Source organism: Pseudomonas sp. GW821-FHT07G06, from assembly GCF_058986625.1.
Genome location: NZ_JBYSVW010000005.1, coordinates 134,167 through 148,792, shown reverse-complemented (window position 1 = coordinate 148,792; position 14,626 = coordinate 134,167). Strand labels below are relative to the sequence as shown.

12 protein-coding genes are annotated in these 14,626 nt (G+C 60.6%); 2 read left to right on the top strand and 10 right to left on the bottom strand.

Going from position 1 to position 14,626, the window contains the following annotated elements:
• Nucleotide 1: 1 nt before the first annotated feature.
• From AC3WJW_RS11940 to ppsA, 5 genes are all read right to left on the bottom strand, one after another.
• Entirely contained in the window at nt 2-250 is a 249-nt protein-coding gene (locus AC3WJW_RS11940; protein WP_007971509.1) for a hypothetical protein, read from the bottom strand.
• A gap of 62 nt (nt 251-312) precedes the next feature.
• On the bottom strand, nt 313-1,308 hold the full coding sequence (locus AC3WJW_RS11935; protein WP_493726129.1) for a zinc transporter ZntB: 996 nt from the start codon (nt 1,306-1,308) through the stop codon (nt 313-315).
• 27 nt (nt 1,309-1,335) lie between these two features.
• The gene (rraA, locus tag AC3WJW_RS11930) at nt 1,336-1,824 is read right to left on the bottom strand and encodes a ribonuclease E activity regulator RraA (RefSeq protein ID WP_173900792.1); all 489 of its coding nucleotides are present in this window, start codon (nt 1,822-1,824) and stop codon (nt 1,336-1,338) included.
• Nucleotides 1,825-1,964: 140 nt separating this feature from the next.
• Nucleotides 1,965-2,954, bottom strand: a complete 990-nt coding sequence (locus AC3WJW_RS11925; RefSeq protein WP_493726128.1) for an alpha/beta fold hydrolase — start codon at nt 2,952-2,954, stop codon at nt 1,965-1,967.
• Nucleotides 2,955-3,267: 313 nt separating this feature from the next.
• Nucleotides 3,268-5,643 (bottom strand): phosphoenolpyruvate synthase, encoded by a 2,376-nt coding sequence (ppsA, locus tag AC3WJW_RS11920; protein WP_493726127.1) that lies wholly within the window; start codon nt 5,641-5,643, stop codon nt 3,268-3,270.
• Between the two features lie 174 nt (nt 5,644-5,817).
• On the opposite strand from ppsA, the gene ppsR reads away from it, so the two are divergent.
• Entirely contained in the window at nt 5,818-6,636 is an 819-nt protein-coding gene (ppsR, locus tag AC3WJW_RS11915; protein ID WP_007971527.1) for a posphoenolpyruvate synthetase regulatory kinase/phosphorylase PpsR, read from the top strand.
• Between the two features lie 211 nt (nt 6,637-6,847).
• Here ppsR and prpF read toward each other — a convergent pair whose 3' ends face one another.
• From prpF to AC3WJW_RS11890, 5 genes are all read right to left on the bottom strand, one after another.
• Entirely contained in the window at nt 6,848-8,038 is a 1,191-nt protein-coding gene (gene prpF, locus AC3WJW_RS11910; RefSeq protein ID WP_116582874.1) for a 2-methylaconitate cis-trans isomerase PrpF, read from the bottom strand.
• A gap of 66 nt (nt 8,039-8,104) precedes the next feature.
• On the bottom strand, nt 8,105-10,699 hold the full coding sequence (acnD, locus tag AC3WJW_RS11905) for a Fe/S-dependent 2-methylisocitrate dehydratase AcnD (RefSeq protein WP_493726126.1): 2,595 nt from the start codon (nt 10,697-10,699) through the stop codon (nt 8,105-8,107).
• A gap of 194 nt (nt 10,700-10,893) precedes the next feature.
• Entirely contained in the window at nt 10,894-12,021 is a 1,128-nt protein-coding gene (gene prpC / locus AC3WJW_RS11900) for a bifunctional 2-methylcitrate synthase/citrate synthase (protein ID WP_493726125.1), read from the bottom strand.
• Between the two features lie 163 nt (nt 12,022-12,184).
• Nucleotides 12,185-13,075 carry a methylisocitrate lyase gene (gene prpB / locus AC3WJW_RS11895; protein WP_007971535.1) on the bottom strand — a complete coding sequence of 297 codons (891 nt, stop codon included), beginning with the start codon at nt 13,073-13,075 and terminating at the stop codon, nt 12,185-12,187.
• Nucleotides 13,072-13,791 carry a GntR family transcriptional regulator gene (locus AC3WJW_RS11890; RefSeq protein ID WP_007971537.1) on the bottom strand — a complete coding sequence of 240 codons (720 nt, stop codon included), beginning with the start codon at nt 13,789-13,791 and terminating at the stop codon, nt 13,072-13,074. Before AC3WJW_RS11890 ends, prpB begins: the two co-directional genes overlap by 4 nt.
• Nucleotides 13,792-14,087: 296 nt before the next feature.
• Here AC3WJW_RS11890 and rloA point away from each other — a divergent pair, with 296 nt between their 5' ends.
• Nucleotides 14,088-14,624, top strand: a complete 537-nt coding sequence (rloA, locus tag AC3WJW_RS11885) for a retropepsin-like aspartic peptidase RloA (RefSeq protein WP_085716837.1) — start codon at nt 14,088-14,090, stop codon at nt 14,622-14,624.
• Nucleotides 14,625-14,626 lie beyond the last annotated feature (2 nt).

Sequence of the window (14,626 nt, the reverse complement as noted above, 5' to 3'; positions counted from 1 at the left end):
TTCAATCAGCCTTATCAGCAGTGCGGGCAGCAGGTTTACGAAGACGGGATACCGGCGAGACATGGGCCGATCCGTTATTCAGGGCAATCATCAGTGCGGGCAACCAGCGCCCCAGCAGGCTGAACAAATCACCGGCGCCGACCTGGCGGTTGGCGGTTTTCAGCACACGCCCCAGACACGCATCGTCGTCCCGGGTGGACGGTGAGGCGTTGAGCATGTCGCGTAAAGACTGTTCAAACGGATCGTGCATACGCACCTCTCGTGATGTCTGTGGGAGACGCGGTCAGTTTTGGTCGGGTCACATGCTTTCCCTCAGACCCAGCGCAAACGTCGGAATAACCACCATTGCCCCAACGCCACCGAGACCATCATCAGGCAGGCGATCAGAAAGCCGTAAGGGCTGGCAGAGAATGGAATGCCACCGACGTTGATCCCCAAAAGCCCGGCCAGAAAACTCATGGGCAAAAAGATCCCGGTGATGATCCCGAAGCGATACATCGTGCGGTTCATGCGCACGCTCAAGCGACGGTCTTCCGCCTCCAGGACCAGCCCCACCCGCTCCCGGGTCAGTTCCAGCTCTTCGAGGTAGCGGGTCAGACTGTTGTTCAATTCGTTCCAGTAATCACCATCGTCCTCGACGAACCAGGGCAACTTGATTCGCGTCAACTGCCCGAAAATATCCCGCTGCGGAGCAAGAAAGCGTTTCAACGCTGCCGCCCGCCGACGAATCTGCAAAACCGCCCCGTGCTCAGGCGTATACCGTTCGTCGGCATCCAGTTTTTCTTCTTCCTCATCGACCACTTCCGAGAGGTCGCTGACCAGATCCTGCACCTTGTTGGTGAGGTACTGCGCCATATACAGGATGAGTTCGGAGGCGGTTTTCGGCCCCTTGCCATCGGCCAGTTGCACCAGCAGCTCTTCAGTGGCGCGCAACGGACGCAAACGCAGGGAAATGACACGCTGGGCAGAACCGAAGATCCGCACCGACACCATGTCTTCCGGCTCGGCACCGGGGTTCAGATTGACCCCGCGCAAAAATAGCAGCAGTTCGCTGTCCGAAAGCTGTAAAAGTCGCGGACGGGTGTTTTCTTCGAGTAACAGGTCACAGCTGAATTCGCTCAGACCGCTGGACTTGCGTAGCCAGGTCTGGGTTTGCGGATGACTGCGATCCCAGTGCAACCACAGGCTTTCATGGGCCTGCAGCTGCAAGTCGTCAAGTTCAGTCCGGGCAATCGAACGCGCACCGCCTCTACCGTCCAGCACCAGGGCATGCACCAGCCCCCATTGCGCGTTTTCTTCCTCGAACATCCGCACTCCTCTGGTCTGCAGCCGTTTTTATTCAGGCATTTTCAGCGGGCTGGGCGAGATGATCACGCCGTTGTTGTCCGCATAGATGTAATGGCCCGGATGGAAAGTCACGCCGGCGAAGGTCACGGCAACGTTGAGATCGCCGATACCGCGCTTGTCGGTTTTCATCGGGTGGCTGGCCAGCGCCTGAACCCCCAGATCGGTTTGCGCGATGACGTCGACGTCACGGATGCAACCATAGATCACCAGGCCTTCCCAGCCATTGCTGGAGGCTTTCTCGGCGAGCATGTCACCCAGCAGCGCGCGGCGCAGGGAACCGCCACCATCGACCACCAGAACCTTGCCATTGCCCTTGAGCTCGACTTGCTCCTTGACCAGCGAGTTGTCTTCGAAGCACTTGATGGTCACGATTTCGCCGCCGAAGGAGTCACGGCCGCCGAAATTGCTGAACATCGGTTCCAGCACCTGCACCAGTTCCGGATAGGCGTCGCACAGGTCAGGCGTGAGGTAATGGATCATCGAGAAACTCCTGTAAAGAGGAAGACAGCACGAACATCAGTGATGACTCAGTCACGCAAAGTGACCGGAACAGCTCAATGCGTCATATCTTAGCCGCAAGCCGACCGGAGCGAAATGCCCTTGTTAGAGCATCAGGCTCAAACCGCCGCGGCCAAATCCCCTTGCCCACCCAACAAGGGTGTCTGCTGATCCGCCAGCCAGCGGGTCACCAATGGCCAGACTTCGGCCTGGGCAGGTTTGCTGACGAGCATTTCAACGTGACCGAAATTGTCGCTGAAACCTTGATCACGACCCAGATTGATAAATTGCTTGTGCTCGGAACCGAACTGCTCGAACAGTTTGCGGCACGCCCACGCCGGGTCCTGATGATCACCGGCTGCACTCACGGCGAGCACCGGCAACCTGACCTCGGCCAAACCGGCCCACCAGTCTTTATCGGCATCGCCAAAGCGCCCGAACAGGCCGAACCAACGCATGCTTTCCAAGGCGAGGCCGATCGGCTCGTCCTCCGGGCCACGCTTGAGCCTTGCTCCGGACAACTGGGCAAAACGCTTGAGAATGAAGCGACTGCTCCACTCCACCGGCGGAATTTTCAATGGCCAGTAGGTGCGGCTGACTTGTGTACCGAAAAAAGCCGCCGAGGCCACCACCGGCTCACCGATGTACTCGCCACCCAGCGCTGCGGCCAGTGTAGTCCCCCCCAGCGAGTGACCGATCCAGTGCGGCACCTGCCCGCTCTGTTCGCGCACGAACGCGCCAATGGCCGGCAGGTCATAGCGTGCGTAGTCGGCGACCCGGTTCTTGCGGTAGTCGTGGTTACGCTGGGACAGGCCATGGCCGCGCATTTCCGGAATCCAGACGTCGAACCCCAAGCGGGCCAGATAGGCGCCCAACCCCAGGCCCTTGGGAGAGAACCAGAACCGGCGATTGGAAAAGCTGCCGTGCAGCAGGATCACCGGCACGCCACGGGATGACGGCTCATCGGCCATGCCAAGGCGTGTCACAGCCAGTTCGACGGTGAAGTCGGGGCTGTTACCGGGTTTCAAACGATACACATCTTCGCTCAGATCGCCGCGCCGTTCGGCGCTGATCAGGGCGACAGGAAATAGGTTGCTGCTGCTTTGCATAATCTCTTGCACAAAAAAGGGCGGCATCCGGAGGAGCCCGCCCTGCTTGAATCTCTAAAAGACCGCTCCCCCTGTAGGAGCGAGCTTGCTCGCGATGGACTCCAGGACAACGCGTTTATCCAGCAAAAACGCGTCATCGTTGACGTCCATCGCGAGCAAGCTCGCTCCTACAGAGAGATCCCTGTGGGAGCGAGCCCTGCTCGCGAAGAACTTCGGGACACCACGTCTATCCAGGATAAACGCGTGATCGTTGACGTCCATCGCGAGCAGGCTCGCTCCTACAAAGGCAGGTGAGCGGTCCGTTCACACGGGGTCAAGCCTGCGCCTGACCCTCTGCCAGGAAGAACCAGGTCTCCAGTACGGAGTCCGGGTTCAACGAAACGCTTTCAATGCCCTGCTCCATCAGCCACTTGGCCAGGTCCGGGTGGTCCGAAGGACCCTGACCGCAGATGCCGATGTACTTGCCGGCCTTGTTGCAGGCGGCAATAGCGTTGGCCAGCAGCTTCTTGACCGCCGGATTACGCTCGTCGAACAGGTGCGCGATGATACCGGAATCGCGGTCCAGGCCCAGGGTCAGCTGAGTCAGGTCGTTGGAACCGATGGAGAAACCGTCGAAGAACTCGAGGAATTCTTCAGCCAGGATGGCGTTGGACGGCAGTTCGCACATCATGATCACGCGCAGGCCGTTATCACCACGGGCCAGACCGTTTTCCGCCAGCAGATCCACCACCTGGCTCGCTTCACCCAGGGTACGAACGAACGGCACCATGATTTCGACGTTGGTCAGACCCATCTCGTTGCGCACGCGCTTGAGGGCGCGGCATTCGAGTTCGAAGCAGTCGCGGAACGATTCGCTGATGTAACGCGAAGCACCGCGGAAGCCCAGCATCGGGTTCTCTTCTTCCGGCTCGTACAGCTTGCCGCCGATCAGGTTGGCGTATTCGTTGGACTTGAAGTCCGACAGACGCACGATGACCTTCTTCGGCCAGAACGCTGCCGCCAGGGTGCTGATGCCTTCGACCAGTTTCTCGACGTAGAAGCCGACCGGGTCGTTGTAACCGGCGATGCGCTTGTCGACGCTTTCCTTGATGTCCAGCGGCAGACCGTCGTAGTTCAGCAGTGCTTTAGGGTGCACGCCGATCATGCGGTTGATGATGAATTCCAGGCGAGCCAGGCCCACACCGGCGTTCGGCAGTTGCGCGAAGTCGAAGGCGCGGTCCGGGTTGCCGACGTTCATCATGATCTTGAACGGCAGCTCCGGCATGGCATCCACGGAGTTCTTCTTGATGTCGAAGCCCAGTTCGCCTTCGAAGATGAAACCGGTGTCGCCTTCAGCGCAGGAAACGGTCACGCCCTGGCCGTCTTTCAACAGCTGGGTGGCGTTGCCGCAACCGACTACCGCTGGAATGCCCAGCTCACGAGCGATGATCGCCGCGTGGCAAGTACGACCGCCACGGTTGGTGACGATGGCGCTGGCGCGCTTCATGACCGGTTCCCAGTCCGGGTCGGTCATGTCGGACACCAGTACGTCGCCTGGCTGGACCTTGTCCATCTCGGACACGTCCTTGATGATGCGGACCTTGCCGGCGCCGATACGCTGGCCGATGGCGCGTCCTTCAACCAGCACGGTACCGGTTTCTTTCAACAGGTAACGTTCCATGACGTTGGCCTGGGTGCGGCTCTTCACGGTTTCCGGACGGGCCTGCACGATGTACAGCTTGCCGTCGTCACCGTCCTTGGCCCACTCGATGTCCATCGGGCACTGGTAGTGCTTCTCGATGATCATCGCCTGCTTGGCCAGCTCGCTGACTTCAGCGTCGGTCAGGCAGAAACGTGCGCGTTCGGCCTTGTCCACGTCGACAGTCTTGACCGAACGACCGGCCTTGGCCTCGTCGCCGTAGATCATCTTGATGGCCTTGCTGCCCAGGTTGCGGCGCAGGATGGCCGGACGACCGGCCGCCAGCGTGCCCTTGTGGACGTAGAACTCATCCGGGTTCACCGCGCCTTGAACGACGGTTTCACCCAGGCCGTAGGCGCCGGTGATGAACACCACGTCACGGAAGCCCGATTCGGTATCGAGGGTGAACATCACGCCGGCGGTGCCGGTTTCGGAGCGGACCATGCGCTGCACGCCGGCCGACAGGGCAACCAGCTTGTGGTCGAAGCCCTGGTGCACGCGGTAGGAAATGGCACGGTCGTTGAACAGCGAGGCGAACACCTCTTTGGCGGCACGAATGACGTTTTCGACACCACGGATGTTCAGGAAGGTTTCCTGCTGACCGGCGAAGGAAGCGTCCGGCAGGTCTTCGGCGGTAGCGGAAGAACGCACGGCCACGGCCATGTCAGGGTTGCCGGCGGACAGCGTGGCGAACGCGGTACGGATTTCGGCATTCAGTTTTTCAGGGAACTCGGCCTCCATGATCCATTGACGGATCTGGGCACCGGTCTTGGCCAGGGCATTCACGTCATCGACGTCCAGGGCATCGAGCGCGTCGTGAATCTGCTGATTCAGGCCGCTCAGCTCCAGGAAATCACGATAAGCCTGAGCGGTCGTGGCGAAGCCGCCGGGCACCGATACACCGGCACCCGCAAGGTTGCTGATCATCTCGCCCAGGGATGCGTTCTTGCCCCCCACATGCTCAACATCGTGTTTGCCGAGCTTATCGAGGGAAACTACGTACTCTACCAAGGTGATCTCTCCACTAACTGTGTTGGAAAAGCTCAGAAACCGGCTGCTTAAGTGAGCATTTGCCGGCTATATGGCCTGGACCTGGAAAATAAGTGAGAATGCGGGCCATTGGCGGCCGGCAAATCGCGCCTATCATATCCAAGATTCGTCACTAGCTTAAGGCCCAAGGTGCAAATGAAACGATCTGCTTTCTTTATCTCCGATGGTACCGGCATTACCGCCGAAACCCTGGGTCAAAGCCTTCTGGCGCAGTTCGAAAACATTACCTTCAGCAAAGTCACGCGGCCGTACATCGACAACGTGGACAAAGCGCGGGCCATGGTACAACAAATCAACAAAGCCGCCGAAACCGACGGCTTCCGTCCGATTATCTTCGACACCATCGTCAATCAGGACATTCGTGAGATTCTCGCCACCTCGAATGGTTTCATGATCGACATTTTCTCGACGTTCCTGGCACCGCTTGAGCAGGAACTGACCGAGCATTCTTCCTACACCGTCGGCAAGTCCCACTCCATCGGCGCCAACACCAATTACATGGAGCGTATCGAGGCCGTCAACTTCGCCCTCGACAACGACGACGGCGCCCGCACGCACTATTACGACAAGGCCGACCTGATACTAGTGGGCGTGTCGCGATGTGGTAAGACGCCGACGTGCCTGTACATGGCGATGCAATTCGGCATCCGCGCGGCCAACTACCCGCTGACCGAAGACGACATGGAACGCCTGCAACTGCCAAACGCACTGCGCGCCCACCAGCACAAGCTGTTCGGCCTGACCATCGACCCTGACCGCCTCACCGCGATTCGCAACGAGCGCAAGCCCAACAGCCGCTATTCGAGCTACGCCCAGTGCGAGTTCGAGGTGCGCGAGGTCGAGAACCTGTTCCGCCGCGAAAACATTCCGCACATCAACTCCACGCATTTTTCCGTGGAAGAGATCTCCGCGAAGATTCTCGTGGAGAAAGGTGTGGAGCGGCGTTTCAAGTAAATCTCCCGGGTCTGTTCCGGCCCTGTCGCGAGCAGGCTCGCTCCTACACTGGATTTGCGTCGCACACGAATACCGTGCTCACCGAAGATCAACTGTGGGAGCGAGCCTGCTCGCGATTACGGCGCCACATTCAACATTGATGTCGTCTGATACTCCGCTTTCGCGAGCAGGCTCGCTCCCACAGGGTCTTGTGTTGAGTTTCAGATCGGGTTTAGAAAGAATCCCCCGGCACCCGCACAAACCCTTCCATCAATACCCGCGCACTGCGGCTCATGATCGCCTTGTTCACGGTCCATTCACCATTGACCAGACTGGCCTCGGCGCCGACGCGCAGGGTGCCGGACGGGTGTCCGAAGCGCACCGCGTTGCGTTCGATGCCACCTGCCGCGAGGTTCACCAGGGTGCCGGAAATCGCTGCAGCCGTACCGATCGCCACGGCCGCCGTGCCCATCATCGCGTGGTGCAACTTGCCCATGGACAACGCACGTACCAGCAGGTCGACATCGCCTGCGGCAATCGCCTTGCCGCTCGACGCCACGTAGTCCGCCGGCTTGGCCACGAAGGCGACTTTCGGCGTGTGCTGACGCTTGGCTGCTTCGTCGATGTTGGAAATCAGGCCCATGCGCAATGCGCCGTAGGCACGGATGGTCTCGAACATCAGCAAGGCTTTCGGGTCGCCGTTGATCGCGCCCTGCAACTCGGTGCCCTTGTAGCCGATGTCTTCGGCATTGACGAAAATCGTCGGGATGCCGGCGTTGATCATGGTCGCCTTGAAGGTGCCGACGCCGGGCACTTCCAGGTCATCGACCAGGTTGCCGGTGGGGAACATCGAACCGCCGCCGCCCTCTTCTTCCGCTGCCGGATCGAGGAACTCGATCTGCACTTCGGCCGCCGGGAAGGTCACGCCGTCGAGTTCGAAATCACCGGTCTCCTGCACTTCACCGTTGGTGATCGGCACGTGGGCGATGATGGTCTTGCCAATGTTGGCCTGCCACACGCGAACCACGGCTACGCCGTTATGCGGGATACGGCTGGCGTCCACCAGGCCGTTGCTGACAGCAAACGAACCGACCGCTGCCGACAGGTTGCCGCAGTTGCCGCTCCAGTCCACGAAGGGCTTGTCGATGGATACCTGGCCGAACAGGTAATCGACGTCGTGATCGGCCTTGGTGCTTTTCGACAGGATCACGGTTTTGCTGGTGCTGGAGGTCGCGCCGCCCATGCCGTCGATTTGTTTGTCGTACGGATCGGGGCTGCCGATCACGCGCAGCAGCAACGCGTCGCGGGCCGGGCCTGGGACCTGTGCCGCTTCGGGCAGGTCCTTGAGACTGAAGAACACGCCTTTGCTGGTGCCGCCGCGCATGTATGTAGCTGGAATCTTGATTTGAGCTGCGTGAGCCATGGTGCTCGTTACTCCTGATCTGAAAGCAGACACGGGACTCAAAGTCCCGTGTCGGTACAGCCTGTGTTAAACGGCAACCGCCGACTCTTCGAGGAAGTCCTGGGCGAAGCGTTGCAGCACGCCGCCGGCCTCGTAGATCGACACTTCTTCGGCGGTGTCGAGGCGGCAGGTCACCGGCACCTCGACGCGCTCACCGCTCTTGCGATGGATCACCAGCGTCAGCTCGGCGCGCGGCGTGCGATCGCCGATCACGTCGTAGGTTTCGCTGCCGTCGATGGCCAGGGTGTGACGGTTGGTGCCTGGCTTGAACTCCAGCGGCAACACGCCCATGCCCACCAGGTTGGTGCGGTGAATGCGCTCGAAACCTTCGGCGGCAATCGCCTCCACACCCGCCAGGCGCACGCCCTTGGCCGCCCAGTCGCGGGACGAACCCTGACCGTAGTCGGCACCGGCGATGATGATCAGCGGCTGCTTGCGATCCATGTAGGTTTCGATCGCTTCCCACATGCGCATCACTTTGCCTTCCGGCTCGACACGGGCCAGCGAACCCTGCTTGACCTTGCCGTTTTCCAGAACCATTTCGTTGAACAGTTTCGGGTTGGCGAAGGTGGCGCGCTGCGCCGTCAGGTGGTCACCGCGGTGAGTCGCGTAAGAGTTGAAGTCCTCTTCCGGCAGGCCCATTTTCGCCAGGTATTCGCCGGCGGCGCTGTCCATCATGATCGCGTTGGACGGCGACAGGTGATCGGTGGTGATGTTGTCCGGCAGCACCGCCAGCGGGCGCATGCCCTTGAGCGGACGAGCGCCGGCCAACGCACCTTCCCAGTACGGCGGACGGCGGATGTAGGTGCTCATTTCACGCCACTCGTACAGCGGCGCGACTTTCGGGCCGGTGTCTTCGTGGATGGCGAACATCGGGATGTACACCTGGCGGAACTGCTCCGGCTTCACCGACGCCTTGACCACCGCGTCGATTTCTTCGTCGCTTGGCCAGATGTCTTTCAGACGGATTTCCTTGCCGTCCACCACGCCCAGCACGTCTTTTTCGATGTCGAAACGGATGGTGCCGGCAATCGCATACGCAACCACCAAGGGCGGCGACGCGAGGAACGCTTGCTTGGCGTACGGGTGAATCCGGCCGTCGAAGTTACGGTTGCCGGACAACACCGCAGTGGCGTACAGGTCGCGGTCGATGATCTCTTGCTGGATCACCGGGTCCAGAGCGCCGGACATGCCGTTGCACGTGGTGCAGGCAAAAGCCACGACGCCGAAGCCGAGTTTGTCCAGCTCTTCGGTCAGGCCTGCTTCATCGAGGTACAGCGCCACGGTTTTCGAACCCGGTGCCAGGGACGACTTGACCCAAGGCTTGCGGGTCAGGCCGAGCTTGTTGGCGTTGCGCGCCAGCAGGCCGGCGGCGATCACGTTGCGCGGGTTGCTGGTGTTGGTGCAGCTGGTGATGGCGGCGATGATCACCGCGCCGTCCGGCATTTGCCCCGGCACATCGTCCCACTGACCGGAGATGCCTTTGGCCGCCAGATCCGAAACCGCCACACGGGCGTGCGGGTTGCTCGGGCCGGCCATGTTGCGCACGACCGAAGACAGATCGAAAGTCAGGCCACGCTCGTACTGGGCACCTTTGAGGCTATCAGCCCACAGGCCTGTGGTCTTGGCGTAGTTCTCGACCAACTGCACCTGCTCGTCTTCACGGCCGGTGAGCTTGAGGTAGTCGATGGTCTGCTGGTCGATGTAGAACATCGCCGCCGTGGCGCCGTATTCCGGGGCCATGTTGGAGATGGTTGCGCGGTCGCCCAAGGTCAGGGCCGAGGCACCTTCGCCGAAGAACTCCAGCCATGCGCCAACGACTTTCTGCTTGCGCAGGAACTCGGTCAGCGCCAGCACCATGTCGGTGGCGGTGATGCCCGGTTGCAGCTTGCCGGTCAGTTCGACGCCAACGCTTTCCGGCAGACGCATCCACGATGCGCGGCCGAGCATCACGCTTTCGGCTTCGAGACCACCGACACCGATGGCGATCACGCCCAACGCATCGACGTGCGGGGTGTGGCTGTCGGTACCGACGCAGGTATCAGGGAAGGCCACGCCGTCGCGCACCTGGATCACCGGAGACATTTTCTCCAGGTTGATCTGGTGCATGATGCCGTTGCCCGGCGGGATCACGTCGACGTTCTTGAACGCCTTCTTGGTCCAGTTGATGAAGTGGAAACGGTCTTCGTTGCGACGGTCTTCGATGGCCCGGTTCTTCTCGAACGCGTCCGGATCGAAGCCACCACGCTCGACGGCCAGGGAGTGGTCGACGATCAGTTGGGTCGGCACCACCGGGTTGACTTGCGCCGGGTCACCGCCTTGCAGGGCGATGGCGTCACGCAGGCCGGCGAGGTCGACCAACGCGGTCTGGCCGAGAATGTCGTGGCACACCACGCGGGCCGGGAACCACGGGAAATCGAGGTCGCGCTTGCGCTCGATGAATTGCTTCAGGGATTCGGTGAGCGTGGCCGGGTCGCAGCGACGCACAAGGTTTTCCGCCAGCACACGGGAGGTGTACGGCAGGGTGTCGTAGGCGCCAGGCTGGATCGCCTCGACCGCTGCGCGGACATCGAAGTAATCCAGGTGGCTGCCGGGCAGCGGTTTACGGAATTGTGTGTTCATCGTCAGGACTCGGTCACGGTAGTTACAAAAGGTGGGGCCTGGCACAGTTTCTGAGTTGAGCGCGGACCTCTGTAGGAGCTGCCGCAGGCTGCGATCTTTTGATCTTCAAAAAGCAACATCAAAAGATCGCAGCCTGCGGCAGCTCCTACAGGGCCACCGGTTCATTCAGTGACCTGTGCAGGCATTCCCACCATTCAGCGCTGTTCGATTGGCACGAACTTGCGCTGTTCAACGCCGGTGTATTCGGCGCTTGGACGGATGATGCGGTTGTTGGCGCGTTGTTCGTACACGTGTGCAGCCCAGCCGGTCAGGCGCGAGCAGACGAAAATCGGTGTGAACAACTTGGTCGGGATGCCCATGAAGTGGTACGCCGAGGCATGGTAGAAGTCGGCGTTCGGGAACAGCTTCTTCTGCTCCCACATGGTCTTGTCGATGGCTTCGGAGACCGGGAACAACACCTTGTCACCCACTTCGTCGGCGAGTTTTTTCGACCAGCCCTTGATCACCTCGTTGCGCGGATCGTTGTCCTTATAGATCGCGTGGCCGAAGCCCATGATCTTGTCCTTGCGCTCGAGCATGCCGAGGGTGCCCTTGATCGCGTCTTCCGGCGACGAGAAACGCTCGATCATTTCCATCGCCGCTTCGTTGGCGCCGCCGTGCAGCGGGCCGCGCAACGAGCCGATGGCCGCGGTGATGCACGAATACAGGTCGGACAGGGTCGATGCGCAAACACGTGCGGTGAAGGTCGACGCGTTGAACTCGTGCTCCGCGTAGAGGATCAGCGAAACGTTCATCACCTTGACGTGCAGCTCGCTCGGCTTCTTGCCATGCAGCAGGTGCAGGAAGTGGCCGCCGATGGACTGCTCGTCGCTGACGCAATCGATGCGCTTGCCTTCGTGGCTGAAGCGATACCAGTAAGTCATGATCGCCGGGAATGCAGCCAGCAGGCGGTCGGTCTTGTCGTGTTGCTCGGAGAAATTGCTCTCCGGCTCCAGGTTGCCCAGGAACGAGCAGCCCGTGCGCATCACGTCCATCGGGTGGGCGTCGGCGGGGATGCGCTCGAGCACTTCTTTCAGCGCTTGCGGCAGGTCACGCAGCTTGCTCAGCTTGGCGATGTAGGCGTTCAGTTGCGCCTTGCTCGGCAGTTCGCCGTACAGCAGCAGGTAGGCGACTTCTTCGAACTGTGCGTCAGCCGCCAGTTCACGTACGTCATAACCACGATAGGTCAGACCGGCACCCGACTGGCCCACGGTGGACAGTGCGGTTTGCCCGGCTACCTGGCCACGGAGCCCGGCGCCACTGAGTACTTTTGCTTCGGCCATTGCTGTCTCCAATTTTTTGAAATTTTTAGGGGAAACTCATTGCTCTTCTGTGGGAGCGAGCCTGCTCGCGATGGTGGACGGCACACCGCGGGGTATCAGGCTTCCCGCGTCATCGTTGACGTCTTTCGCGAGCAGGCTCGCTCCCACAGGTACAAGGTGTTCGTTACTTCTTCGCGGCAAACAACGCATCGAGCTTCTGCTCGAAGGTGTGGTAGTCGATGCGATCGTAAAGCTCCATACGAGTCTGCATGGTGTCGATGACATTCGCCTGCGTGCCATCGCGGCGCAGTGCGGTGTAGACGTTTTCCGCGGCCTTGTTCATGGCGCGGAAAGCCGACAGCGGGTACAGCACCAGCGACACGTCGACAGCGGCGAGTTGCTCGGTGGTGTACAGCGGGGTCGCGCCGAATTCGGTGATGTTGGCCAGGATCGGCGCTTTCACGCGGCTGGCGAACAGCTTGTACATGTCGAGTTCGGTGATGGCTTCCGGGAAAATCATGTCGGCGCCGGCCTCGATGCACGCAGCGGCGCGATCCAGGGCAGACTCCAGGCCTTCCACCGCCAGGGCGTCGGTACGGGCCATGATCACGAAGCTGTCGTCGGTACGGGCATCGACGGCGGCCTTGATGCGGTCGACCATTTCCTGCTGGGTCACGATCTCTTTATTAGGACGGTGGCCGCAGCGCTTGGCGCCAACCTGGTCTTCGATGTGAATCGCCGCCGCGCCAAACTTGATCATCGACTTGACGGTACGAGCGACGTTGAACGCCGAGGAACCGAAACCGGTGTCCACGTCCACCAGCAATGGCAGATCGCAGACGTCGGTGATACGGCGCACGTCGGTCAGCACGTCATCCAGGCCGGTGATGCCCAGGTCAGGCAAGCCGAGGGAGCCGGCAGCCACCCCGCCACCCGACAGGTAGATCGCCTTGAAACCGGCGCGCTTGGCCAGCAGCGCATGGTTGGCATTGATTGCGCCGACCACTTGCAGTGGATGTTCGCTGGCGACCGCATCGCGGAAACGCTGGCCTGGTGTGCTCTTGTTCAAACTCATGACTCACCTCGTTTGGCTGTCGGGTTGACGCCGTCCTGGTAATGACGGGCGATATTGCGTTTGGAGGCGCCGATGTGACGGCGCATCAACAACTCGGCCAGCTCACCGTCACGGTCGGCGATGGCATCGAGAATGCGGTGGTGCTCGGCGAACGCCTGGTGCGGGCGATTGGGCGTGGTGGAAAACTGGATGCGGTACATGCGCACCAATTGATAGAGCTCGCCGCAGAGCATTTGGGTCAGCGTGCGGTTGCCGCTGCCCTGGATGATTCGATAATGGAAGTCGAAATCGCCTTCCTGCTGGTAGTAGCCGCGACCTGCCTGGAATGCCTCATCACGCTCATGGGTTTCCAGCACCCGACGCAGCTCGTCGATTTCTTCGAGGCTCATGCGCTCGGCGGCCAAGCGACAGGCCATGCCTTCCAGGGATTCGCGGATTTCGTACAGTTCAAGCAGCTCGGCATGATTGAGCGACACCACCCGCGCGCCGACATGCGGCACGCGCACCAGCAGGCGCTGGCCCTCCAGGCGATGGATGGCCTCGCGCAACGGGCCACGGCTGATGCCGTAGGTACGCGCCAGCTCCGGTTCGGAGATTTTGCTGCCCGGCGCGATCTCGCCTTTGACGATAGCCGCCTGAATGCGGCGGAAGACGTTCTCGGAAAGTGTCTCCGTATCGTCTTGCGTAGAAACCGGGGGATCGAGTTGATCCAGCATATTGTCGACACCTTGTGAGCCAATGCCGCAAAAACTAACGAATACCGGGAGCGCAGTCAAAGGTTAAATCGATATTGTCGACAATCTTCTGATAACCGGTTGCACCATAACGAAGCAATCCGCTGGTTTATAGCCACCCGCCAGCGCTGGCGCCATCAGACCACCGTGCTAGAATGCCGCCGCATTTGTTTGTCACATCTGCACTGCCTGTCATAAAAACCTGCCAGGCATACGAGGGAGCTTGCGCAGCGATGCCAGGGCCTTGAATCAAGTCGGACCGCTGCGCACCAGGATTTATGAGACTCAAGCCCTTCCCTGCTTTCCTTTATTTACTTTGCCTGCCCGGGTTCGCAATGGCCGGGGAAAAGACTGTGTATGGCCTGAATGAGTACGCATCGCTCAATGGCATCGACCTGGAAGTGGCGGCCAAACTCGACACCGGGGCAAAAACCGCTTCCCTGAGTGCACGGGACATCAAGCGCTTCAAACGCAACGGCGAATCCTGGGTGCGGTTTTACCTGGCCATCGACGCCGCCCATTCGCATCCGATCGAACGCCCGCTGGCCCGTGTCAGCAAGATCAAGCGCCGGGCCGGCGACTACGATCCCGAGGAAGGCAAGAAGTACACCGCCCGCCCCGTGATCGAACTGGACATCTGCATGGGCTCGGCCCTGCGCAGCATCGAAGTGAACCTGACCGACCGTAGCGCGTTCCAATACCCGCTCCTGATTGGCTCCGAAGCGCTCAAGCGTTTCGATGCACTGGTTGACCCCAGCCTTAAATATGCTGCCGGCAAACCCGCCTGCACCACCGACGCTCATACCGCCGAGTAATT